Annotated in this window: 18 protein-coding genes and 1 pseudogene; 6 read left to right on the top strand and 13 right to left on the bottom strand. The window is 72.5% G+C overall.

Annotated elements, in window-relative coordinates:
* Positions 1-2 precede the first annotated feature (2 nt).
* From ACWD1U_RS27580 to ACWD1U_RS27560, 5 genes are all read right to left on the bottom strand, one after another.
* Positions 3-650 carry a SurA N-terminal domain-containing protein gene (locus ACWD1U_RS27580; RefSeq protein WP_451111480.1) on the bottom strand — a complete coding sequence of 216 codons (648 nt, stop codon included), beginning with the start codon at positions 648-650 and terminating at the stop codon, positions 3-5.
* A gap of 193 nt (positions 651-843) precedes the next feature.
* On the bottom strand, positions 844-2,340 hold the full coding sequence (locus ACWD1U_RS27575; protein ID WP_451111624.1) for a protein kinase domain-containing protein: 1,497 nt from the start codon (positions 2,338-2,340) through the stop codon (positions 844-846).
* A 38-nt stretch (positions 2,341-2,378) separates the two neighbouring features.
* Complete coding sequence (locus tag ACWD1U_RS27570) at positions 2,379-2,975, bottom strand: hypothetical protein (RefSeq protein ID WP_451111478.1); 597 nt, start codon at positions 2,973-2,975, stop codon at positions 2,379-2,381.
* Positions 2,976-3,196: 221 nt separating this feature from the next.
* A complete protein-coding gene (locus ACWD1U_RS27565) occupies positions 3,197-3,940 on the bottom strand; it encodes an N-acetyltransferase (protein ID WP_451111477.1) in 744 nt (247 codons plus the stop codon).
* A gap of 225 nt (positions 3,941-4,165) precedes the next feature.
* The gene (locus tag ACWD1U_RS27560; protein ID WP_451111475.1) at positions 4,166-4,942 is read right to left on the bottom strand and encodes an HNH endonuclease family protein; all 777 of its coding nucleotides are present in this window, start codon (positions 4,940-4,942) and stop codon (positions 4,166-4,168) included.
* A gap of 160 nt (positions 4,943-5,102) precedes the next feature.
* Between ACWD1U_RS27560 and ACWD1U_RS27555 the strand changes: the two genes are divergently transcribed.
* Positions 5,103-5,288, top strand: coding sequence for an antitoxin (locus tag ACWD1U_RS27555; RefSeq protein WP_451111473.1), 186 nt, complete (start codon positions 5,103-5,105; stop codon positions 5,286-5,288).
* A 97-nt stretch (positions 5,289-5,385) separates the two neighbouring features.
* Here the strand turns inward: ACWD1U_RS27555 and ACWD1U_RS27550 are convergent, their stop codons facing one another.
* Positions 5,386-6,228, bottom strand: coding sequence for an SCO6745 family protein (locus ACWD1U_RS27550; protein WP_451111622.1), 843 nt, complete (start codon positions 6,226-6,228; stop codon positions 5,386-5,388).
* 254 nt (positions 6,229-6,482) lie between these two features.
* Between ACWD1U_RS27550 and ACWD1U_RS27545 the strand changes: the two genes are divergently transcribed.
* From ACWD1U_RS27545 to ACWD1U_RS27535, 3 genes are all read left to right on the top strand, one after another.
* Entirely contained in the window at positions 6,483-7,082 is a 600-nt protein-coding gene (locus tag ACWD1U_RS27545) for a TetR/AcrR family transcriptional regulator (RefSeq protein ID WP_451111472.1), read from the top strand.
* A 71-nt stretch (positions 7,083-7,153) separates the two neighbouring features.
* The gene (locus ACWD1U_RS27540) at positions 7,154-7,939 is read left to right on the top strand and encodes an SDR family NAD(P)-dependent oxidoreductase (RefSeq protein ID WP_451111470.1); all 786 of its coding nucleotides are present in this window, start codon (positions 7,154-7,156) and stop codon (positions 7,937-7,939) included.
* Between the two features lie 26 nt (positions 7,940-7,965).
* Positions 7,966-8,337: a MerR family transcriptional regulator gene (locus ACWD1U_RS27535; RefSeq protein WP_451111621.1), complete on the top strand. Its 372-nt coding sequence runs from the start codon at positions 7,966-7,968 to the stop codon at positions 8,335-8,337.
* A gap of 52 nt (positions 8,338-8,389) precedes the next feature.
* On the opposite strand, the gene mfd is transcribed toward ACWD1U_RS27535, so the two are convergent.
* From mfd to ACWD1U_RS27520, 3 genes are all read right to left on the bottom strand, one after another.
* On the bottom strand, positions 8,390-11,923 hold the full coding sequence (gene mfd, locus ACWD1U_RS27530) for a transcription-repair coupling factor (RefSeq protein WP_451111468.1): 3,534 nt from the start codon (positions 11,921-11,923) through the stop codon (positions 8,390-8,392).
* A 246-nt stretch (positions 11,924-12,169) separates the two neighbouring features.
* The gene (locus ACWD1U_RS27525; RefSeq protein ID WP_451111466.1) at positions 12,170-14,749 is read right to left on the bottom strand and encodes an ABC transporter permease; all 2,580 of its coding nucleotides are present in this window, start codon (positions 14,747-14,749) and stop codon (positions 12,170-12,172) included.
* Entirely contained in the window at positions 14,746-15,534 is a 789-nt protein-coding gene (locus ACWD1U_RS27520) for an ABC transporter ATP-binding protein (protein WP_451111465.1), read from the bottom strand. The genes ACWD1U_RS27525 and ACWD1U_RS27520 overlap by 4 nt, the downstream gene beginning before the upstream one ends.
* A gap of 470 nt (positions 15,535-16,004) precedes the next feature.
* On the opposite strand from ACWD1U_RS27520, the pseudogene ACWD1U_RS27515 reads away from it, so the two are divergent.
* Positions 16,005-16,283: pseudogene (locus ACWD1U_RS27515) on the top strand (MFS transporter); the annotation flags it as partial.
* Positions 16,284-16,499: 216 nt separating this feature from the next.
* The gene (locus tag ACWD1U_RS27510; protein WP_451111619.1) at positions 16,500-16,994 is read left to right on the top strand and encodes a GNAT family N-acetyltransferase; all 495 of its coding nucleotides are present in this window, start codon (positions 16,500-16,502) and stop codon (positions 16,992-16,994) included.
* Positions 16,995-16,998: 4 nt separating this feature from the next.
* Here the strand turns inward: ACWD1U_RS27510 and ACWD1U_RS27505 are convergent, their stop codons facing one another.
* From ACWD1U_RS27505 to ACWD1U_RS27490, 4 genes are all read right to left on the bottom strand, one after another.
* The gene (locus tag ACWD1U_RS27505) at positions 16,999-17,325 is read right to left on the bottom strand and encodes a hypothetical protein (protein WP_451111463.1); all 327 of its coding nucleotides are present in this window, start codon (positions 17,323-17,325) and stop codon (positions 16,999-17,001) included.
* Positions 17,326-17,652: 327 nt separating this feature from the next.
* A complete protein-coding gene (locus ACWD1U_RS27500) occupies positions 17,653-18,540 on the bottom strand; it encodes a cellulose-binding protein (protein WP_451111462.1) in 888 nt (295 codons plus the stop codon).
* Between the two features lie 144 nt (positions 18,541-18,684).
* The gene (locus tag ACWD1U_RS27495) at positions 18,685-19,146 is read right to left on the bottom strand and encodes a carboxymuconolactone decarboxylase family protein (RefSeq protein WP_451111460.1); all 462 of its coding nucleotides are present in this window, start codon (positions 19,144-19,146) and stop codon (positions 18,685-18,687) included.
* A 168-nt stretch (positions 19,147-19,314) separates the two neighbouring features.
* Positions 19,315-22,185 carry an SUKH-4 family immunity protein gene (locus tag ACWD1U_RS27490; RefSeq protein ID WP_451111458.1) on the bottom strand — a complete coding sequence of 957 codons (2,871 nt, stop codon included), beginning with the start codon at positions 22,183-22,185 and terminating at the stop codon, positions 19,315-19,317.

The following is a 22,185-nucleotide window of genomic DNA, read 5'->3' as shown; positions in this document are numbered from 1 at the left end:
CCCTACATGGACTGCTGCGTCTGCGCCGCCGTCACGTCTCGTACCCACGGCGTCTTGGCGTCGGCGCGGCTGCTCTTCTGGACGTCCCAGGTGCCGTAGCGCGGGTTGAGGTCGATGTTCAGGTCCTTGGAGGCCTCGGACAGGGCCTTCCAGAACTCGGGCCGGTTCGTGTCGGTGCCGAGCTTCTCGGCGAGCTTCTGGGCCTCCAGCTGGAGGCGGAGGTTCTCCTCGAGGCGCTGCGGCGGGATGCCGTACTGCTGGAGCCAGGTCGTCTCCAGCGCCTTGGCGCCGCCGGCCTGCGCCTCCAGGCCGGAGCGCATCTGCTGGATCTCCCGGCGGGTGACGCTCACCCCGGCGTCCTCGGCGGCACGGTGCAGCACCCGGTCGAGGAGCATGGTGTGCAGGGTGTCGCGGGTGAGGGTGCCGGTCCTGGCGATGGCCTGCTGGTACTGGGCCTCGTCCCGCACGGCCGCCCGCTGGGCCGCCCGCACCTCGCCGACCCGCTCCTCCAGCTGGGAGACGGTGATCCGCTGGCCGCCCACCACGGCCGCCGCGCCGGGATGCGCGTCGTTCCCGCAGGCGGTGAGGAGGGGCGCCGCGGCGGCGATCGCGGCGGTGAGGACGAGCGCGGTGCGACGGCGGCGGTGCAAGGAGACCTCCTGAGGAGATTGCAATGACAGGTGCGGCGCGCAGCGCCTCCGCCAGGGGTGGTGGTCGGGCGACGGGCGGACGCACAAGGTCTTGCGATGATCGATGGTAGGCAGTGGACAAGCTCTGGCCAACCCATTCGACCAACGATTCACCGGGACTTCCGGCACCGCCGCGCCGCCCGCGATGCGGCCGTCAGCCCCGCACCTGCCCCAGCCAGTGGAGCGTCCTGCGGATCTCCGCCCCGAGCGGGTGGCCGGGGCCGTGGGTGCGATCCACGTCGTGCAGCAGCCGGGCCAGGGTGTCGTGGGCGGCGCCGCGGTCGCCGAGGGCGAGCAGCAGGTGGCCGATGCGGCGGCGGACGTCGTGCGCGAGCTCGGGGCCGCCGGCGGCGACGTACTGGTTCTCGTAGTACGGCAGCACCGCCCGGTACTCGGCGAGCGCAGCCGCCGGTTCGCCCAGCTGTTCCAGGCACTGGGCGGCCTCGTAGCGGAACCGCAGGCACTGCGGGTCGGCCTGGCCGGCCTCGGCGGCGCGTTCGTCGGCGAGGCGGCGCAGCTCGGGCAGGGCGCGCCGGTACTGGCCGTCGTCAAGGAGCGTGGCCGCGTACTGCCTGCGCAAGGTGCGCACGACCGGGGAGTGCTCGCCGTGCTGCTCGGCTGCGACGGGCAGGATCGCCCCGAGGATGTCGACGGCCTGGGTGATGCGGCCTTCGCCGAGGAGCCGTTTGACCTCGTCGACGGCCCGGGCGATGTCCGTGTTCCCAGCGGTCCCGGTGACGGGTGCTGCGGGCGAGGGCTGGGGCGCGGGGGTGCGCGCACGGTCCGGCCAGGGCGCGTGCGGGCGCAGGAACGGGCGGGTGGGGTCGAGGGGCGCTCCGGTGGGCGTGCCGCGCGCGGGCAGGAGCGGTTCCAGGTGCTCGTAGACCTCCTGGGCGGAGGCGGGCCGGTGCTGTGGGTCCTTGGCGAGCAGGCGCAGGACGAGGGTCTCCAGGGCCTCGGGCACTTCGGGGCGGATGCGGCGCACCGGCAGCGGCGGTTCGTACAGGTGCCGGTGCAGGACGCCGAGGGCCGTGGAGCCGGAGAACGGGACGTCGCCGCTGAGGAGTTCGTGGAGCACCACGCCGAGCGCGTACAGGTCGGTGTACGGGCCGACCGCGCCGCCCATCGCCTGCTCCGGTGCCATGTAGGCGGGCGAGCCGATGGGGGTGCCGGTGTGGGTGAGGCGGGTGGTGTCCGCCTCCATGACGGAGGCGACGCCGAGGTCGAGGACGGTGACCGTGCCGTCCTGCTTCACCATGACGTTGCGCGGCTTGAGATCGCGGTGGACGATCGGCACGGCGTGCACGGCGCTCAGCGCGGCGCACATCTGCGCCGCGACCGCGACCGCCCACAGCCAGGGGTACGGGGTGTGCTCGGCAAGGTGATCGGCGAGGTCCGCGCCGTCGATGTACTGCATGACGAGGAACAGCTCCTCGCCCTCGCTGCCCGCGTCGTGCACGGTGACCAGGCCGGGATGAGCGACCTGCGCGGTCACCCGGCACTCGCGCACGAAACGGCGGCGCAGTTCCTCCGCGTCCTGCCCGGCCACCTTGTCGGGGCGCAGCAGCTTCACCGCGACGCGCCGGTCGAGCCGCTGGTCGTACGCGGTCCAGACCTGACCCATGCCGCCCTGTCCCAGGAGCGTGGACAGTTCGTAGCGGCCGGCGACGACACGTCCTGCCGCCCCGCTCACCTGCTGCCCTCGGAGTCACCGGGGGTGCCGTCCGGCCGGCCTTCGTGCCGGCGCAGATAGTCGCTGAGTTCGTCGAGTTCGGCGCGCACCTGGTCGATGCGGGCGGGCGCGGGGCGCTGGGGAGCCGGGGGCCCGGGGTGCTGCGGCGGCTGCGGGACGGGCGTGGAGGCGGGTGCGTAGGGCGGCGCCGGGTGCGGATAGCCGTACGGGGTCTGTGAGGAGTGGACGGTAGGCGCCTGGGACGGCGGCGGGTGGCCGGCGGACCGGCGCGCCGCGCCGTGGTGGCCGATGTCCACGATGAGGAAGTGGATCGCGGCGCCCAGGCCGAGCAGCAAGATCACAGCCAGCGCTATGTCGGTGCGGTGGTCGCCCTCCGGCAGCGCGCCGATCACCACGAAGCAGGCGATGGACAGGGGCAGGCTCACCCAGGCCGCGACCCAGTCGAGTACCTTTCCGCGCAGGACGGCGACCCGGAACAGCGGTACGCAGGCCAGCACGCCGCACGTGAGGAATCCGGCTGCGGCGAACAGCACGCGCAGTGAGATGACCGTTGCCGCGCTGCGGGAGGGCGGCGCCGCGCCGTGGCCGTACATGACTGCTCCTGGACCGGTGTAGCCGATGGGAAAGGGACGTGCGAGTGGCAGAGCACGGATGGGAGTCCGAGCGTATAGCTCGACACGGACAACCGGTCACGGGTTGTACCGAACCGTTGTCGTGCTGATCACTTCGCCTGTCAGGAGCGGGGGCGGGACCTGGTGGGGTTCCGGCGCGTTCAGGGGAGGGCCCTCCCCGCAGGACACGTGGGGCCCGGGGCTCACAGGGCGTGCCGCATCCACACGTTGGGCTCGACGTACACCGCGTACCCGCGCTCCGGTTCGCAGCGCACCGGCACCAGACTGCCGGGCACCTCGATGTCGCCCGCGGTGTCGAAGGGCAGCCCCGTCCAGCGGCGCCAGTCGGCCAGGGAGGCGGCCACCGTCATGGACGCCGGTGCCACGGAGTCGATGGTGGCGCCGGCCCGGGCGTGGACGCGCAGCCACGGGTCCTGGGGCAGCCCGTCGGGGCGGACGCGGCGGGCGTACTCCTCCATGGGCGTGTGCGGTTCCAGGTGCTTGGCGTTGGGGCGGACCGGGGCGACGACCTCGCTGAAGCCGCGGGCCCTGGCGTTGTCGCGCATGGCCGAGAGCATCACCGCGGACAAGCCCCGGCCCTGCGCGTGCGGGGCGACGGAGACCGAGATCGCGCTGACCGTGTCGGGCCGGGCACCGCGGCGCAGGTCGGAGAAGGCCCACACGAGCACCGTGTCCCAGCCGCCCGCCGGCAGTTCGCCGCGTCCCGGGGCGCCGAGGGCGAAGGGCACGCTGTAGGCGCTGGCGACGACCTCGCCCCGCTCGTCCTCGGCGAACAGCACGTACTCGGAGAGTTCGGTGGCGATCCGCGGATAGTGCGCGGCGCCCACGAGGTCCTGGATCACGAACTCCGGCCAGCTGTCCGCCATTCCGACGACCCGCTCCAGCATGTCCGGGCGGTCGGCGAGGCTCGATATCTTCGGCTGCATGCGGTCACGGTAGGCACGCCGGACGCACGCCCGGAACCGAATGACCGTACCGGGGCCCGGTCCGCCGCCCGGGCCACCTGGCCAGGAGCCCGGCGATCAGGAACTCAGGCCGATGCCGAATCCGCCGGGTGCCGGCGCGCTGAGTCCACTCGGTGTCCGTCCCGCTCCCCGATCGAGCTCGACTCGGCTGATTCCTCGGGGACTTGCTGTCACCCCTCCGGGGCCCTACCCGCCGCACTGCCTCAGCATCATCTCCTTGTCCGCTGCCGTCACCGGAAGGTCGTACTTCAGCGACACCTGGGCGAAGCGCACCGAGTAGGCGCAGCGGATCCGCTTGTTGGGCGGCAGCCAGGAGGCCGGGCCGGAGTCTCCCTTCGAGCTGTTGGTCGGTCCGTCCACCGGTACGAGGTTGAGGGGGTCGTTGGCGATGGCCTCACGCTCGTCCTTCGTCCAGCGCGAAGCGCCCATCTGCCAGTCGTACGACAGCGGCATGACGTGGTCTATCTGGACCTCGGTCGCCCGGGACTTCTTCCACTCGATGACCTTCCCGGTGTACGGCTCGTGCAGCGTCAGCGAGACGACGATGCAGTCCGAGCCCGACCGGAAGCGAAGGTCCTCCCCGTCTCGCTTCAAGAGGTCGTTCCGTGAGTCGCAGCCGTTGTGCGAGTAGGGGACGTCGCGTGGCGCCGAGTCCGTCCAGGCGTAGCCGAACTTGTCCCGTTCGTATCCCGTACGGGGCCCGCGGCCCTTCGTGTCCACCTTCGCGATCAGGGCACGTGCCTTTGCCTTGTCCGCGGATGAAGTGATCGCCGCCAGCCCCGGCTTGGTGCCGTCCGGGTTGTCCAGCGGGTTCGCTGCGCGCCCGTCACCGGCGGCCGGGGCACCGGAACCGGAGGGGCCGCCGCCGTCCGCGGGCGGGGCCAGCCCCTCGCAGCCGGCCAGCGCCGACCCGGTGAACACCATCGCGACAGCCAGTGCCGCCCCGCCCCTCAGACGCCTCACCGTGCGCCCCTCCCTGCTTGCCGATTCCGCCTCCGCACGGCGGCCTGTGCCTGGTCCCACGGTAGCGGGACAGAGGTACAGACCACAGTGCGCTTCAAGGGGCGTTCCTCGCATGGCACGCGTATCGTCGGTTCTGAGTCACCTCCGGAAGGAGCTCTGAATGGGCATCTTCGACAAGTTCAAGAGCCAGGCGCGGAACAAGGGCAAGCAAGGCTCCGACACCGCGGAACAGAGGATCAACGAGAGGACCGGAGGCAAGCACGAGGACCAGGTCGACTCCGGCCAGCAGCGCGTCGAGGGCTCGCTGGGCATGGACCGCGACCGGAACCGGCCCGAGCAGCGGTAAGACCTCCGGTATGTCAGGCCGTCCGCGGAGACGCGCGCTCGACGCAGCTCCCGCGGGCGGCTTCTCGCGTGCGGAGCAGAAGCAGGGCGGTCCTCGCTCAGACCCTGCCTATGCCCAGCGTCGTCTCCGAGGGCAGCAGACCCGACGCCAGGACCGCGACCCAGAAGTCACCCAGCAGTGCGGCGAGGCGGTCGACACTCTCCGGGCCGAGCAACTGCCAGGGACCGGCGGCCAATCGGTCCGTCTGCCGCTCCACGCGGTGGCGCAGGGCGCGGCCCGCCTCCGTGGCCCCACCGTCCGCGTCGACCAGTCCCCTCGCGACCAGGCGGTCACGCGCGGCTGCCCACTCCTCGGGGCTCCAGCCCCGGCTCTCGAAGCGTGCCGCGGACGCGGCACCTGTCGCGGCGAAGGAGACGAGCGACTCCACCGGATCCAGGCCGGCCAGCAGCAGGGCCGCGAGATGGCCGTCGCCGCGGTGCTCGCGCAGGATCGTCGCCGCGTGCCACAACTGCAGGTGCGGGGCCCGGGGCCAGTCGAGCGCGGCGTTGGCCGCGGCGAGCGGGCGGGCGACCGCGTCCGCCGCTGCCGCCTCCGCCGCGCGCCTGGCGAGCGCGGACGCCTCCGCCAACTCGGAGCTTTCCACGCGGTCGCCGAATATGGCGCGGTAGGCCCGGTCTATCGCCCGCGCCCTCGCTGCGAGCACCGCGGCCGGGCTCGCGGTCCGCCAGGCCGGCTCGACGTACTCGGCTACCATGCGCGGACTGAAGCTGTAGAAGGCGGAGGCCACTCGCTCCGGACCGGCCTCCCCCAACGGGGCGGCCCGGTAAGGAAAGTAGCTCGGCCAGCGCTCCCCTGTGCCGTATCCGAGGGCGGCGGCCTCCTCGAAGGCTTCCGGCGCGTAGTACAGCACCGCGTGCAGGGGCTCCAGCAGGTGCCACATCTGCCGCACGCGCGCCGGCTCCACTGCGTCCTGCCCCGCCACCACGGCCTCGCCGATCTCACCGACCTGGTCGGTCTCGTCGACCTCGCCCATCCCGCCGAGATGTTCCGACATGGCATGCCTCCCGTCACGTCCAGCCCCCGTGGTGCACGCCCCCGTCACTTCCGCGGCCGGTCGCGCACAACTTGACACTGACAAGATTGCCGAGGCCTCCCGAACTTGTCAATGGCTAGATTCGGCGTAGGCTGCTGACCATGAGCTCCAGTGAGGGATCGGCGAAGGCCAAGCCCGCCGCCGGCCGCCCGTACCACCACGGCGACCTGCGTCGCGCCATCCTCAGCGCCGCCCTCGACGCCATCGCGGCGGACGGCCCGTCCGCGCTGAGCCTGCGCGACCTCGCCCGCCGCGCCGGCGTCTCGCACGCCGCGCCCGCCCATCACTTCAAGGACCGGGCCGGGTTGCTCACGGCGATCGCCGCCGAGGGCTTCGGGCTGCTCGCGGCCGCGCTCAGGGAGGCGGCGGATCTGAAGGAGGCGGGTGTGCGCTACGTACGCTTCGCGCGTGAGCATCCCGCGCACTTCCAGGTGATGTTCGCGCCCGGGCTGCTGCGTGCCGGCGATCTGGAACTGGCCACCGCCCGCGCCCTCGCCGGTGACGCCCTGCGTGAGGCCGTCACCGCCGTGCCGTCGGAGAGCCGTGGCAGCGACGCCCGTCTCGCCGGTGTCGCCGCCTGGTCCCTGGCCCACGGCTTCGCCACGCTGCTGCTCGGTCACAACCTGGACGACCCGGTGGGTGACCAGGATCCCGAGGAGGTGTTCCGCGAGCTGGCGGTGATGCTGTTCCGCAACACCTGACCGCGGCGGTCACCCACCCCGGGCCCACGCCCTTGACCATGACACTGGCGTCAGGGTCCGACGATCCCCCCATGGAAACCCCGAACCCGACGAGTCGGCGCGAGACTTCGCCCACGACCCCGCGAACCGTGATCGTCACCGGCGCCGGTACCGGCATAGGCCGTGCCACGGCCCACGCCTTCGCCGACGAGGGCGCACACGTCGTGGCGGTGGGCCGCCGCGAGGCGCCCCTGGCCGAGACCGCCGCCCACGACCCCTCCCGCATCACCCCACTGGTCGCCGACATCACGGCAGCCGACGGCCCCGGGACCATCGTCCGTACGGCACTCGAACGGCACGGCCGCATCGACGTCCTCGTGAACAACGCCGGGATCGTCAACACCCAGACCCTGCGCACGTACACGCGCGCGGCCGTCGAGCCGCAGCTCGCGACGAACCTCCTCGCCCCGGTCCTGCTCGCCCAGGCCGCGCTCCCGGCGCTGGAGGACAGCCGCGGGGTGATCGTGAACGTGACGACGTCGGTGGGGCAGCGCGGCTGGCCGGGCAACTCCCTGTACGCGGCCGGGAAGGCGGCCCTCGAAGTGCTCACCCGCAGCTGGGCGGTGGAACTCGCACCGCTCGGGATCCGCGTCGCCGCCGTGGCTCCCGGTGCGATCGACACCCCCATCGGCGAACACGCCGGTCACACCGCGGAGCAGCAGGCGGCGATCCGTGCCTGGCAGCTCGCGCACACGCCGATCGGCCGGGTCGGCCGCCCCGAGGAGGTGGCCTGGGCGATCGCCCGACTGGCCTCGCCCCGCGCCTCGTTCATCACCGGCGTGGTGCTTCCGGTGGACGGCGGCGCGGTCGTCACATGAGACTGAGGCACATGGCGGCACCTCGTATGCGGATCGGCGAACTCGCCGCGGTCACCGGCGCGACCCCGCGTGCCCTGCGCCACTACGAGCAGGCGGGACTCATCGCCTCCGAGCGGGCCGCGAACGGCTATCGCCTGTACGACGCCGGCGCGGCCGTCCGCGTCCGCAACATCCGGCAGCTGCTCGACATCGGGCTGACGCTCGATGACGTACAGGTGTTCCTGCCCTGCCTGGACGGCGATGTCACGGCCGGGCCCGCCTCGGACCAGGCCCTCCGGGTCGCCGCGGACCGTCTCGCGGTGCTGGACGCGCGTATCGCCGCGCAGGCCGCGGTCCGCGACCGCCTGGCGGAGGCCCTGCGCCAGGCCACCGGCGCACACGTGCGACCGGTGGCCTGACGGGCTTGGGCCATTGCCGCCCAGCCTCGCGAACCTCGGTCGACGGCCGACCTCAGGATCCCAGCACCGACGTCAGGAACTCCCCGACCCACGCCAGCAGGTCCCGCCCGACCAGCGGCTTCCCGCCCACCTTCGCGGTCTTCGGGCGCGGCACCAGCACCTGGTGCACCGCCGGCTTGATGACGACCCCCGGGTACAGCCGCTTGAGCCGCAGCTCCTGGGACTCGCGCAACTCCACCGGGGCGAACCGGATGTTGGTGCCCTGCAGCACGATCTCGCCGACGCCGCACGCCCGCGCGAACATACGCAGGCCCGCGACGAGCAGCAGGTTCTCCACCGGCTCGGGCAACTTGCCGTAGCGGTCGACGAGTTCCTCGCGTACGGCCTTGATGTCCTCCTCCGAGTTGGCGGAGGCGATAGCGCGGTACGCCTGGAGCCGAAGGCGCTCGCCCGGCGCGTAGTCGTGCGGGACGTGCGCGTCGACGGGCAGCTCGATCTTGACCTCGAGCGGCGGCTCCTCCTCGATCTCGCCGGTCTCCAGCTGGCGCCGGTAGTCGGCGACGGCCTCGCCGACCATCCGCACGTACAGGTCGAAGCCGACGCCCGCGATGTGGCCGGACTGCTCGCCGCCGAGGAGGTTGCCCGCGCCGCGGATCTCCAGGTCCTTCATGGCGACATACATGCCGGCGCCCATCTCCGTGTGCTGGGCGATCGTCGCGAGCCGCTCGTGCGCGGTCTCGGTCAGCGGCTTCTCCGGCGGATAGAGGAAGTACGCGTACCCGCGCTCGCGGCCTCGGCCCACCCGGCCGCGCAACTGGTGCAGCTGGGACAGGCCGAAGTTGTCGCCGCGCTCGACGATGAGGGTGTTGGCGTTGGAGATGTCGATGCCGGACTCCACGATCGTCGTGGACACCAGCACGTCGAACTTCTTCTCCCAGAAGTCGACGACGACCTGCTCCAGCGCCGACTCCGACATCTGGCCGTGCGCGGTGGCGATGCGCGCCTCGGGGACGATCTCGCGCAGCCGGGCCGCGGCGCGGTCGATCGACTCGACGCGGTTGTGGATGTAGAAGACCTGGCCCTCGCGCAGCAGTTCGCGGCGGACGGCGGCGCCGATCTGCCTCTCCTCGTAGGGGCCGACGAAGGTCAGCACCGGGTGGCGCTCCTCCGGCGGGGTGGTGATGGTCGACATCTCGCGGATGCCCGTGACCGCCATCTCCAGCGTCCGGGGGATCGGGGTCGCGGACATCGTCAGCACGTCGACGTTGGCCCGCAGCTTCTTCAGCTGCTCCTTGTGCTCGACGCCGAAGCGCTGCTCCTCGTCGACGATGACCAGACCCAGGTCCTTGAACTTCGTCTCGGACGAGAACAGCCGGTGGGTGCCGATGACGACGTCGACGGAGCCCTCGCGCAGGCCCTCCAGAACGGCCTTGGCCTCGGTGTCCGTCTGGAAACGGGACAGCGCCTTCACTTTCACCGGGAACTGGGCGTACCGCTCGCTGAACGTCCCGAAGTGCTGCTGCACCAGCAGGGTCGTGGGCACCAGGACGGCGACCTGCTTGCCGTCCTGGACGGCCTTGAAGGCGGCCCGGACGGCGATCTCGGTCTTGCCGTAGCCGACGTCACCGCAGATCAGGCGGTCCATCGGGACCGTCTTCTCCATGTCCTCCTTGACCTCGGCGATGGTGGTGAGCTGGTCGGGCGTCTCCGCGTAGGGGAAGGCGTCCTCCAGCTCGCGCTGCCATGGCGTGTCCGCGCCGAAGGCGTGCCCGGGGGCGGCCATGCGCGCGCTGTACAGCTTGATGAGGTCGGCGGCGATCTCCTTGACGGCCTTCTTCGCCCGGGCCTTGGTCTTCGTCCAGTCGGCGCCGCCCAGGCGGTGCAGGGTGGGGGCCTCGCCGCCGACGTACTTGGTGATCTGCTCCAGCTGGTCGGTGGGGATGTACAGGCGGTCGCCGGGCTGGCCGCGCTTGGCGGGGGCGTACTCGACGACCAGGTATTCGCGGGTGGCGCCCTGCACGGTGCGCTGCACCATCTCGATGTAGCGGCCCACGCCGTGCTGCTCGTGGACGATGTAGTCGCCCGGCTCCAGGGTGAGCGGGTCGATGGTCTTGCGGCGGCGGGCCGGCATCCGGGCGCCCTCGCGCCCGGAGGCTCTCTGGCCGGACAGGTCCGTCTCGGTCAGGACGGCGAGTCCGAGGGCCGGATCGACGAAGCCGTGCTCGATCGAGCCGCACGCCACGTGCACGACCGACGGGGAGATCTCGGCGAGCTCCGCGTCAAGGCGGGCGGCGATGCCCTCGCCGCCCAGCACCTCGACCGTACGGGCCGCGGGGCCGTGTCCCTCGGTGACGAACACCGTGCGCCAGCCGTCGGCGAGCCAGCCCTTGGTGTCGGCGAGGGCCTTGGCGGTGTCCCCGCGGTAGGTCTCCGGGGCGTGCATGCCGAGCTTGAGGGTGTCCTCGTCGAGCTCCTCGTCGGCGGCGAACGGCGACACCGACCACCACATCATGTTCAGCTCGCGGGCCCGGTCCCGGACGTCCGCGATGGACCACAGGGAGGCCGCGCCGACGTCGATGGGCGCCTCGCCGCCGCCCGCGGTGGCCGCCCAGGAGGCCTGCAGGAACTCCTGGGAGGTGGCCACGAGGTCCGACGCGCGCGTGCGGACCCGCTCCGGGTCGCACACGACGGCCATGGCGCCCGCGGGCAGCACGTCGAGCAGCAGCTCCATGTCGTCGACGAGGACCGGGGCGAGGGACTCCATGCCCTCGACGGCGATCCCCTCGGCGATCTTGCCGAGGAGTTCGCCGAGCTCGGGGTGCTGTTCGGCCAGGGCACGCGCACGCGTGCGGACGTCCTCGGTGAGCAGCAGTTCGCGGCAGGGCGGCGCCCACAGGCCGTGCTCGGCGACCTCGAGGGAGCGCTGGTCGGCGACCTTGAAGTAGCGGATCTCCTCGACGTCGTCGCCCCAGAACTCGACGCGCAGAGGGTGTTCCTCGGTGGGCGGGAACACGTCGAGGATGCCGCCGCGCACGGCGAACTCGCCGCGCTTCTCCACGAGCTCCACGCGCGCGTAGGCGGCGGCCGCGAGGGCTTCGACGATCTCGTCGAGATCGGCGCTCCGCCCCGACTTCAGGGAGACCGGCTCCAGGTCGCCGAGGCCCTTGACCTGCGGCTGGAGCACGGATCGGACGGGCGCGACGACCACGGAGACGGGGCCGGTCTCGGGGTCGTCGGGACGGGGGTGGGACAGGCGGCGCAGCACGGCCAGGCGGCGGCCGACGGTGTCGCTGCGGGGGCTGAGCCGCTCGTGCGGGAGCGTCTCCCACGACGGGTACTCCACGACCCCCTCCGGCGGGAGGAGGGAGCGCAGGGCGGCGGCCAGGTCCTCCGCCTCGCGGCCCGTCGCCGTGACCGCCAGCACCGGGCGGCCCGTGTCACGGGCCAGGGCGGCGATCGCGAAGGGGCGGGCGGCAGGGGGGCCGACCAGGTCGACGTGCATGCGGTTGCCGTCTGCGGCCGCCTTGATCGCTTCCGCGAGCGCGGCGTCCTTGGCTACGGCGTCGAGCAGACCGTGCAGGCTCATTCGGGGCTTTTTCCGTCCAGGGGTGGGCAACACGACGGGCCCGACGCGCGCTGCGGGCCGGGGGTCTCCAGCGTACGACGATGCGCGCCCGCGCGGCGGGCCTGTGGATGACGCCCGTTCTCCCCCGGGGCCCGTCCCCCGGCGGATCCGCGGGGCCACCGCATGCGGCCGGGCCCGCCCCGGAGGCGGAAACCTCCGGGGCGGGCCCGTCCCCCGCAACCCCCGTGTGCGGTGGTTTCCGGGCGGCTACTCGGTCGCGATCGCGTTGAGGACGTTCATCCGGCCCGCCCGGAACGCCGGGATCAGTGCCGCGAACAGGCCCACGAACGCCGAGCTGATGAAGACGCCGATGATCGTCGGCCAGGGGATGTCCAGGACCATCAGGCCCTCCAGGGCGAGCAGCTGCTGCGCGGTGGCGCCCCAGCCCATGCCCAGTCCGAGGCCCAGCAGGGCGCCGAAGAGGGCGATGACGACCGACTCCATCCGGATCATGCGGCGCAGCTGGCGGCGGGAGAGGCCGATCGCCCGCATCAGGCCGATCTCCCGGGTGCGCTCCACCACCGACAGTGCCAGGGTGTTCACCACGCCCAGGATGGCGACGATGATCGCCAGGGCCAGCAGGCCGTAGATCATGTTGAGCAGCTGGCCGATCTGGTCCTTCAGGGCCTCCTTGTAGTCGGTCTGGTCGCGCACGGTGTACTGCGGGTAGTCGTGCAGCGCCGACTTCAGGGACTTGTAGGCGGCGTCCTGCTTCCCGTCCTTGGCGCTGGCGAAGACCAGCGAGTCCAGCGGCATCTTGTCGGCCGGGACGTACTTGGCCATCGTCGAGATGGACGTGTACATCGCGCCCGCGTCGATCACGACGTCGCTGCTGGTGATCGCCCGGACCGTCAGGTCGGCCGCGGAGCCGTCCTTGAAGGCGACCTTGATCTTGGACCCGAGGCTGATGCCGTGGTCCTTGGCGAACTTCTCGTGGACCGACATCGAGTCGGGCTTGTAGGCGTCGGGGAGCTTGCCGGCGACGGTCTCGGTGCGCAGGTCGGTCGCGTACGACGGGTCGGCCGCCGTGATCGCCGTGTCCTTGAGCGTCTTGCCGTCGGGGGTGGTGAAGTCGGCCTCGGTCCACTTGTACTCGGTGACCCGCGCCAGGTCCGGCGACGACTTCACGGCCTTGACCGCCTGCGGGGTGATCAGCTGGCCGCTGTCGGACTGGATGATGAAGTCCGTGCCCACGGTCTTGTCGAGCTGGTCGGTGGCGGACGCCACCATGGAGGAGCCGACCACGGACAGGCTCGCCACCAGGGCGAGGCCGATCATCAGCGCGGCGCCGGTCGCGCCGGTGCGGCGCGGGTTGCGCAGGGCGTTGCGCTCGGCCATGCGGCCGACGGGGCCGAACATGCGGAGCAGCACGGCGCCCAGGACACGGACCACGGCACCGGCGAGCAGCGGGCCGATGACGACGAAGCCGATCAGCGACAGCACGACACCGAGGCCGAGCCACAGGGAGCCGTCCTTGGCCTTGTCGGCCGCCGCGGCGAGGTAGAGGGCGAAGCCGCCGGTCCCGGTGAGGAGCGTGCCGATCGCGGCGCGGATCCAGCCGGCCTTGGCGTCCGCGGGGGCTCCCGCGTCGCGCAGGGCGGCCATCGGGGAGATCTTGCCGGCGCGCCGGGCGGGCAGGTAGGCGGCCAGCACGGTGACGACCACGCCGAGGACGAGGCCGACCACCGGGGTCGTCCAGGCCACCGTGAGGTCGTCGGTGGACAGTTCCATGCCCATCTGGCCCATGAGCTTCATCAGGCCGACGGCGAGGCCGACGCCCGCGCCGACGCCGAGCACCGAGCCGACGAAACCGAGCAGCAGCGCCTCGGCCAGCACGGAGCGGTTGACCTGCTTGCGGGACGAACCGATGGCCCGCATCAGGCCGATCTCCCGGGTGCGCTGGGCGACCAGCATGGAGAAGGTGTTGATGATCAGGAAGATGCCGACGAGGAAGGCGATCCCGGCGAAGCCGAGCATCGCGTACTTCATGACGTTCATGAAGCCCGCGACGTCCTTCTGGCCGGCGTCGGCGGTCTCCTTGGCCGTCTTCACCTGGAAGCCGCCGCCGAGTTCGGCCGTGACGTTCTTCTTCAGCTGTGCGTCGCTGACGCCGGCGGCCGCGGTCACGTTGACGTTGGTGTAGACGTCGCTCTCGCCGACCAGCGACTGCTGGGCGGTCCTGGTGTCGAGGTAGAAGATCGCGGCGCCGGGGTTGGTCACGGTGAAGTCGGCGATGCCGGAGATCTTCGCGGTGTGGGTGCCGATGGCGCTGATGACGCCGATCTCGTCGCCGAGCTTCAGGTCGTGCTTGTCGGCGGTGTCGGCGTCGACCATGATCTGGTCGGCGCTCTGGGGAGCCGCACCGGTGGTGATCTTCATGGTGCGGGCCTCGTTGGCGTTCCAGCTGCCGACGATGGTCGGGGCGCCGCTGGAGGGCGACAGGTTGTCCTTGTCGGCGTCGACGACGGTGACCGAGGTGGAGAACACCGAGCCCTCGGCGGACTTCACGCCCTGCACCTTGCGGACCTCGCCCAGCACGGAGGCCGGCATGACCGGCGGCTTGCCGTTGTCCGCGGTCGTCTCACCGCCGTCGGAGGCACCCTTGGCGCTCACCGTCACGTCCGAGGACGTGGCCGCGAAGAGCTTGTCGAACGTGGTCGACATGGTGTCCGTGAAGACGAGCGTGCCGCAGACGAAGGCCACCGACAGCAGAACGGCGATCGCGGAGAGCGCCATCCGCCCCTTGTGCGCGAGGAAGTTGCGCATCGAGGTCTTCATGACGGTCATGACGTGCGCCCCCGGGCGTCGAAGTCCTTCATGCGGTCCAGGACGGCCTCCGCGGTCGGCTTGAACATCTCGTCGACGATGCGGCCGTCGGCGAGGTACAGCACCCGGTCCGCGTAGCTGGCGGCCACGGGGTCGTGGGTGACCATCACGATGGTCTGGCCCAGCTCGTCGACGGACCGGCGCAGGAAGCCGAGGACCTCGGCGCCCGCGCGCGAGTCGAGGTTTCCGGTCGGCTCGTCCCCGAAGATGATCTCGGGCCGGGCGGCGAGCGCCCGCGCCACGGCGACGCGCTGCTGCTGGCCGCCGGAGAGCTGGGTGGGCCGGTGCTTGAGGCGGTCGGCGAGCCCGACGGTCTCCACGACCCGCGTCAGCCACTCCTTGTCGGGCTTGCGGCCCGCGATGTCCATGGGCAGGGTGATGTTCTCGATCGCGTTCAGCGTCGGCAGAAGGTTGAACGCCTGGAAGATGAACCCGATCCGGTCCCGGCGCAGCTGCGTGAGCTTCTTGTCCTTCAGACCGGTGATCTCGGTCTCGTCGAGGTAGATCTGGCCGCCCGTCACGGTGTCGAGCCCGGCCAGGCAGTGCATGAGGGTGGACTTGCCGGATCCCGAGGGACCCATGATCGCGGTGAACTGGCCGCGTGCGATGTCCACGTCGACGTGGTCGAGGGCGACGACCCGGGTCTCACCGGATCCGTACGCCTTCACGACCTGTCGCGCCCGCGCGGCAACGGCCGTACGCCCTCCAGTACCCCCGTGCCTGGGAATGGTCACAGCCGAAGTCACGGTATGTCTCCTATATCGGTCAGCAGATGGTGAAGGCGGTCGCCCGTTCGGCAGCCGCTGTGCGCGGTGCCGGACCTGGAACCGGTCCGGCGTGTTTCAGTCTCGCGGCGGGGAGGGGTCCCGCGCCCTGGTGTTCAGCGCAGTCTTGTGCTGTGGAAAACCCCACCCCCGCCGGTGTGCCCACCGCCCCCCGGCGGCGTAAAGCCAGGTTAAGGACGGGCCCCTGCCCGTCTCGTCCTCCGCCGGTACGAACCCTCCCCAGGTCGTAGTACGGAGGTACCCCTAGGGGCACTCCACCGAAGGGTGGAGTCCGTCTCAGGGTCGGCTCCACCCGTGGGCTCACTCAGGCTCCACCCTCCCGCTGCGTCAGGGTCAAGTGGGAAGCTGTCCGCGGCAGGTAGGTGCAAGGGGCAGACATAAGCGACGGGGCCCGGGGCGAGGGTGTGGCCGGGGCGAGGGGGAGGACCGGGGTGGGCAGCACCAGTTCCGCGGAACGTGAGGCCGCACGTCCCGCCGCGGCCGGCCGGCGCGGAGCCGTCGTCGCGGCGCTGATGCTCTCGATGGCGCTGGCAGCGCTCGACGCGACCATCGTCTCGACCGCCGTCCCGCAGATCGTCGGGGACCTGGGCGGTTTCTCCGTCTTCTCCTGGCTGTTCTCCGGCTATCTCCTGGCCGTGACCGTCACCCTGCCCCTCTACGGCAAGCTCTCCGACACCTTCGGCCGCAAACCGGTCCTCATAGCAGGGTCGGTGCAGGCTCGGCGGCGCGGGCGACCTCGACTCGGTGACGCGGGCGCTCGACTCGGGCAGCGCGCCGGAGGCGACCCGGCGGGCGATCGCCGACGCGGTGCACGCGGTCTACCTGGGCTCGGCGTGCGCGGCGGCCCTGGCGTTCCTGGTGCTGCTGTTCCTCGCGCCCCGGAAATTCCCGGTGCTGAAGGACCGACCGTCCGTATCCTCCCGCGCATGGTGACCTTGGAGCCCTTGCGGGCGGAACACGCGGACGCGCTGCTGGCCTTCGAGCGGGAGAACCGGGCGTACTTCGCCCGCACGGTGCCGGACCGCGGGGACGCCTTCTTCACGGCGGCGGGGTTCGCCGCACGCCTCCGGGCGCTCCTCGACGAGCAGCACGCGCGCGTGTGCCGCTTCCACGTAGTCCTCGGGGAGGACGGCGAGCTGATCGGCCGGGTAAACCTGCTGGACCTGGTGGACGGCAGTGCCGAACTCGGCTACCGCGTCGGCGAACAGGCCGCCGGCCGGGGGGTGGCGACGGCAGCGGTCGCAAAGGTGTGCCGACTGGCCGCCACCGACTACGGCCTGACGTCCCTCACGGCGGTCACGACCCGGGACAACCCGGCGTCCATGACGGTCCTGGCCCGCAACGGCTTCACGCACGCGGGGGACACGACGGTGGGCGGCCGGCCCGGACTCCGTTACGAGCGCCGACTCCTGCCCGCCTGAACTCTCAACGCTCTCGCTCGAACCATGCCGTGCACTGCGGCAGGAACATCAGCACGAGCACGGGCCCTCCCAGCGCGATGCGCAGGGCGGCGTCGACGAACTCGCCCGGCGTCGCAGCACCGGCCACCTGCCTGAAGGAGCCGAGGAGGACGAAGACCATCATCACGACGGTCGTGATCCGGATCCCACCCCGCGCGCTGCCGTCGTAAGTCAGAGCGAGCAGCGCACAGACCCAGACAAGGAGCCACGGCGCCATCAGGCCGCCGAGCTCGTACGAGGTCGCCCCGCCCGACAGCGCCAACATCACGATCAGCCCGGAGAACGCCAGCACGTACACGAGCATTTGAGCGGCCCGGACCTGCCGTGGCATCACGGTCTCCTGGTGAACCTTGCTCATCATCAATCCCCCCTCGTGGCGCGGGAAGCCCCATCGAAATCCGCGCGCTCCTTGCCACCGGCCGTCAGCCCGGCCAGTGGCTGGTCACTGTCGCCCCGCTGACAGGCGGATGTCCTCCCCGGCTCGCGGTGCGAGCTGCCCGTCAGCCTGTGTCGGTGATTTCGGTCTGGCAGAGGTCAACCCTAGGCCGGTGGCAGGCGGTGGCGCACGAAGCCGACGGCAGACGAGCCCGGCCGGTCCCTCACGGCGCCCCGCCGCACGTCACTCGGCCGCCGCCTGCCCCGCCCACGCCGTCAGGCTGGTGTGGACGCGGTCGATGTGCTCCCGCATGGCGTCCCCCGACTCCGCGTGCTCGCGGAGCACCCGGTCCGTCTCCTGCTCGACGGACTCCGCCCGTCCCCGGGCCCGTTCCAGCAACTCGGCGGCACGCGCGCGTGCCTCGTCCTCGAGATGTCCGGCCGAGGCCTCCGCGTCGGCGAAGGCCTGCTCCGCCTCGGACACCGCGCCCTCGGCACGCGCCACCGCCTCCGCCTCGTCCGCGTCCAACGCCGCCCCCCGCGCGGCCTCCTCGTTCTCCGACTCCGTCCAGCGCTCGGCGCGTTCCTTCTCCTGTTCGGCCAGCATCCCGGAGGTGCGCTGCCGCATCTCGTGCAGCGCGGCCTGCGCCTCACCGCGCTGCTCCTCGGTCTCGCGCCGGGCCGCGCCCCGGATGTCGTCCGCCTCCGCGTGCGCCGCGAGCAGCCGCTGCCGGGCGCGTTCGTCGGCATCGGCGCGTACGGAATCGGCGTACTCCCGTGCGGACTCGTGCATGCCGGTCGCGTACTCGCGCGCCTCCTCCACGAGTTGACACGCCTCGCGACGCGCCTCCTCCCGTACGGCCGCGGCCTCCTCCTGCCCGAGCGCGAAGAGCCGCTGGGCCCGTTCCCCGAGTGACTCGTAGGCCTGCGGGGCCAGTCGCGCCACGGCCTCCCGCAGCTGCCCCAGTTCCTCCTCCATCCGCCGGGCGAGCACCGTCAGCCGGGCGGCCCTCTCCCAGGCCGCGTCACGATCCGCGGAGAGGGCCTCGGCGTACACGTCGACCTGCTCGGGACGGTAGCCGCGCCCCCGCACGGCCACGAAGCCGTGCGGCGACACCGATGCGCTGCTCATCCTGGGACCCCTCTCCACCACACCGACGCGCCGTCACACGAGAAATGGGACGATTTCGCGCACATCTTGGTGGATCAGACTGAAGTGCTCATAACGCGACACTCCGCACCGGGGTCACGGGCTCACGACCGGCCCGTACGGCGGTCAGCCCCACGTGGTGCCCGCGGGCTCCTGGATCGTCGTGTTGATGCGGTTGAACAGGTTCGTCAGCGCGACGGTGAGGATCAGCCCGGAGAGTTCCTTCTCGTCGAAGTGGTCGGCCGCCTCGTCCCACAGCGCGTCCGGCACCGACTCCCCCGAGAGGTCCGAGAGCCGCGTCATCGCCTCCGTCAGCCGCAGCGCGGCGCGCTCGGCGTCCGAGAAGAACGGCGCGTGCCGCCAGGCGACGACGGCCGCGATGCGCTCCTCGCTCACCCCGCCCTCGCGCAAGTTCGCGGTGTGCCCGTGGACGCAGGCACCGCAGCCGTTGATCTGGCTGGCGCGCAGCCCCACGATCTCCGCCAGGTCCTGCCTCAGGCCACCTTCCCCGATCGCCTGGAAGAGGGTGGCGATGCCCTTCATCGCACCGGGAAGGACGAACGCCGGGTTCTTCATCCGTGCCTGCATGATGCTGCCTCCTGCGTCGGCGGTGAGTCGCTGTCACTGCACTGACGGAGCGGCCGCAGAAGGTGTGACGGCACGACACGAGGATCTGCCGGTGCGGGCACGAAAGAGCCGGGCCCGGTCGTACGAGCGACCGAACCCGGCTCTTTCCGGCACGTCAGCGGCGGTGCGTCACAGCAGTCCGTCCCACATCTGCTCCAGCAGGACCGACCACCAGCTTTCCGAAGACCCCAGCGCCGCCGGGTCCAGCGCGGCCAACTGGGCTTGGAAATCAACGGTCCAGCGGCCCGCCTGCTCCTGGTTCAGCCCGAACCTGAGCCGCCACATCCGCCCGAGCAGCGCCAGGCAGCGCGCGAACTCCGGCAGCCCGGTGTTCACGAACTGCGGCGGTACGGGCGCCCCGCCCGGCCCGGCCTCCACCGGCACGGCGACGATGTTGGCCGTGCCGTACTGCACGCAGATCGCCTTGCCGAAGTCGCTGCCCATCACCAGATAGGCGCCCGCGTCCGAGGCCGGCTGCACACCGCGCTCGGCCGCCAGCTCCGCCAGCGTCGGAACGGGCCGCCCCGGCTGGGCCTGCGCCCAGAAGAACGGACCCATGTCCATCGGCAGACCGGCCGCCACCAACGTGTGCGCCACGACCGGCGGCACCCCCTGCCGGGACACCGCGGCCTGCTCGAACCGGAACACCCCCGGCCCGAACGCCGCCCCCAGCTCCTGCGCGATGCCCTCCGGCGGGATCGGCGGCGCCGCCTGCACCGGCGGCAGCGGAGCGCGCACCGGAGCCGGGCGCGCCGGGCCGTCCGCCACCTGGTGCAACTCGCCCTGGTGGGCCAGCAACTGCTGCATACCCTGCTGCCGGCTCGCGTGGTCCGTGCCGTACGGCGCGATGGACGTGATCCGCGCCTGCGGCCACTGCTCCCGGATCATCCGCGCGCAGTACGCACCCGGCAGCTCACACGACTCCAGCTCGGTGTGCAGCTCCAGTACCTGGTCCGGGGGCACGTTCATGGCGCGCAGCTCGTGGAAGATCTGCCACTCCGGGTGCGGCGTACCCGGCGCGGAGCGCCGGATCAACTGCTGCTCGGAACCGTCCTGCGCGCGGTAGCGCAGCACGGCCTGGTATCCGGGACCGACCGTCGGCAGCCCGGTGGTCTGCTGCGGATAGCCGTACGCCGGCGGCTGCCCGGGAATCGGCTGACCGGGCAGCGGCATCGCACCATGCGGCATCGCGCCCGGCGGCATCGGCGGAGCACCGGGCGCGCCAAGGGCACCCGGGGCGGCGGGTGGTGCGCCGGGGGCCTGCGGGGGCGGAGGCACGCCGGGGCCGCCCGCCGGGGGCGTGGCCAGCATGGTCTCCGCGTGGTGCACGGGCCCCGGGCCGCCGGGAAGACCGGGGGCACCCGGAGGCCGCGGCGCACCAGGCGTCCCAGGTGCGGAAGGCGCACCGGGCGCTCCCGGGGGGCCGGGCGGCTGCGGAGGCTGGGGCGCACCGGGGCCCGTCCGGCCCGGGTCGCCCAGCATGGTCGCGGCATGGTGGACACCGCCGGGGGGCGTACCGCCGGGGGCACCGGGCGGCTGAGGGGCGCCCGGCGCACCAGGGGGGCCAGGCGGAATCGGGGGCGGCTGCGGGACGCCGGGCGGCATCGGCGGCTGCTGCGGAGGCTGAGGCACGCCCGGGCCCTGGGCGACCCCGGCGCCCGAGGAACCCCCGGCACCACCGACACCACCGGCACCCTCAGAGCCCGGACCCCCCGGACCCCCCGGACCCTCAGGCCCGAGCGCCGGCACCATCTGCGTCGGCACGTACCCGCCCGCGGGCGTGCCCGGCGCCCCGGGCCCCGACGGCGGAAGCGTGCTGTCGGGTCGCGCGCCCGGCGTACCCGGGGCGCCCGGCGGAGGCGGCGCGGACGGACCCGCGCCCCGGCCGCGACCCGGCGGCGGTGCCGCCTTGCTGGTCGCGGCGTCGGCGATGTCCCCGGCGTTCGGGGCGAGCGGCCGCGAGGGCGTGGCATCCACCGCCCCCCGGGGGTGCCCGTACGACCCGCCACCCGACGTGGGCGCGGGCGCGCTTCCGTGCGGCACACCACAGGGCGGCGGCCCCGGCACACCACCGGGCAGCGTCCCCGGCAGGCCCTGAGCAGCGGAGGCAGCTCCCGGCCCGGGCGGATAGCCGTACCCCGGCCCGGAAGCCCCCGCCCCCAGCGCGTTCGGGTCGTCGATCGCCGGCGAGACCGCCGTCGGCGGGAGCCGGCTGCCGCCCGACATCAGGGCCGTCTTGGCGTCGGGCGTCGTCGACGGCGGCGTGTCGCCGTCGGCCTCGCTCAGCGGCGGCGCGAAAACCGTCGCGGGCAGCGGCACCGAACGGTCGTCGCCCGCATCGCCGTTGGTGTCCGTACCCGCCCAGGGCGTCGCCCCGGCAGGCGCGGCCGGAGCCCCGGAAGCACCCGGGTCGGCTCCCGCGTCGCTCCCCCCGGCAGCCGGCCACGCCGCACCACTCCCGGGCGCAACGGGCGCCCCCTGCGCCGAAGAACCCGAAGCAGCCGAAGCAGCAGGCTCCGGCGCGCGAGCCCCGGCAGCAGGAGCCGAGTCAGCGGCAGCACCCGAGCCGGCAGCGGGATCCGACGCGGCAGCCGCCCCGGAGCCATCGCCCCGCCGGTCCGGAATCCCCAGCTTGTCCGCCACGTCCTGCAACCACTCCGGCGGAGTCAGCAGGAACGACGTCTGGTTCAGATCCACCCGCGCGGCAGGCGCCGCCGGTGCCGGCTCCTGCGCCGCGTCCGGACGGCCGTGCTCCTCCTCGTACCGGCGGATCACCTCACCCACCGGCAGCCCGGGCCACAGCGTCGCCTCGCCGCTGTCCCGCGCGATCACCAGCCGCTGCGCGCCGCCCTCCGAACGCGGCCCGTCCGCACGGTCCTCGGCCCACACCACGAACCCGAGGCCGAACTCCCGCACCCGCACGTCGCGATGCTGGTACGCCGGCAGGTCCCCGTTGATCCACTCTTCCGCGCGCTCCTGCGCCTGTGCGAAAGTCACCAT

Source organism: Streptomyces sp. NPDC002788, from assembly GCF_053592115.1.
Note: the sequence above shows the minus strand (reverse complement) of the source record. Positions and strands in the feature narration are given on the sequence as shown.

Bases quoted from the DNA above. Each gene is read 5' to 3' on its own strand.
- ACWD1U_RS27570 (WP_451111478.1), bottom strand. From the start codon at position 2,975: ATGTACGGCCACGGCGCGGCGCCGCCCTCCCGCAGCGCGGCAACGGTC.
- ACWD1U_RS27565 (WP_451111477.1), bottom strand. From the start codon at position 3,940: ATGCAGCCGAAGATATCGAGCCTCGCCGACCGCCCGGACATGCTGGAG.
- ACWD1U_RS27555 (WP_451111473.1), top strand. From the start codon at position 5,103: ATGGGCATCTTCGACAAGTTCAAGAGCCAGGCGCGGAACAAGGGCAAG.
- ACWD1U_RS27550 (WP_451111622.1), bottom strand. From the start codon at position 6,228: ATGTGGCACCTGCTGGAGCCCCTGCACGCGGTGCTGTACTACGCGCCG.
- ACWD1U_RS27545 (WP_451111472.1), top strand. From the start codon at position 6,483: ATGAGCTCCAGTGAGGGATCGGCGAAGGCCAAGCCCGCCGCCGGCCGC.
- ACWD1U_RS27540 (WP_451111470.1), top strand. From the start codon at position 7,154: ATGGAAACCCCGAACCCGACGAGTCGGCGCGAGACTTCGCCCACGACC.
- ACWD1U_RS27535 (WP_451111621.1), top strand. From the start codon at position 7,966: ATGCGGATCGGCGAACTCGCCGCGGTCACCGGCGCGACCCCGCGTGCC.
- mfd (WP_451111468.1), bottom strand. From the start codon at position 11,923: ATGAGCCTGCACGGTCTGCTCGACGCCGTAGCCAAGGACGCCGCGCTC.
- ACWD1U_RS27525 (WP_451111466.1), bottom strand. From the start codon at position 14,749: ATGACCGTCATGAAGACCTCGATGCGCAACTTCCTCGCGCACAAGGGG.
- ACWD1U_RS27510 (WP_451111619.1), top strand. From the start codon at position 16,500: ATGGTGACCTTGGAGCCCTTGCGGGCGGAACACGCGGACGCGCTGCTG.
- ACWD1U_RS27500 (WP_451111462.1), bottom strand. From the start codon at position 18,540: ATGAGCAGCGCATCGGTGTCGCCGCACGGCTTCGTGGCCGTGCGGGGG.
- ACWD1U_RS27495 (WP_451111460.1), bottom strand. From the start codon at position 19,146: ATGCAGGCACGGATGAAGAACCCGGCGTTCGTCCTTCCCGGTGCGATG.
- ACWD1U_RS27490 (WP_451111458.1), bottom strand. From the start codon at position 22,185: ATGGTGACTTTCGCACAGGCGCAGGAGCGCGCGGAAGAGTGGATCAAC.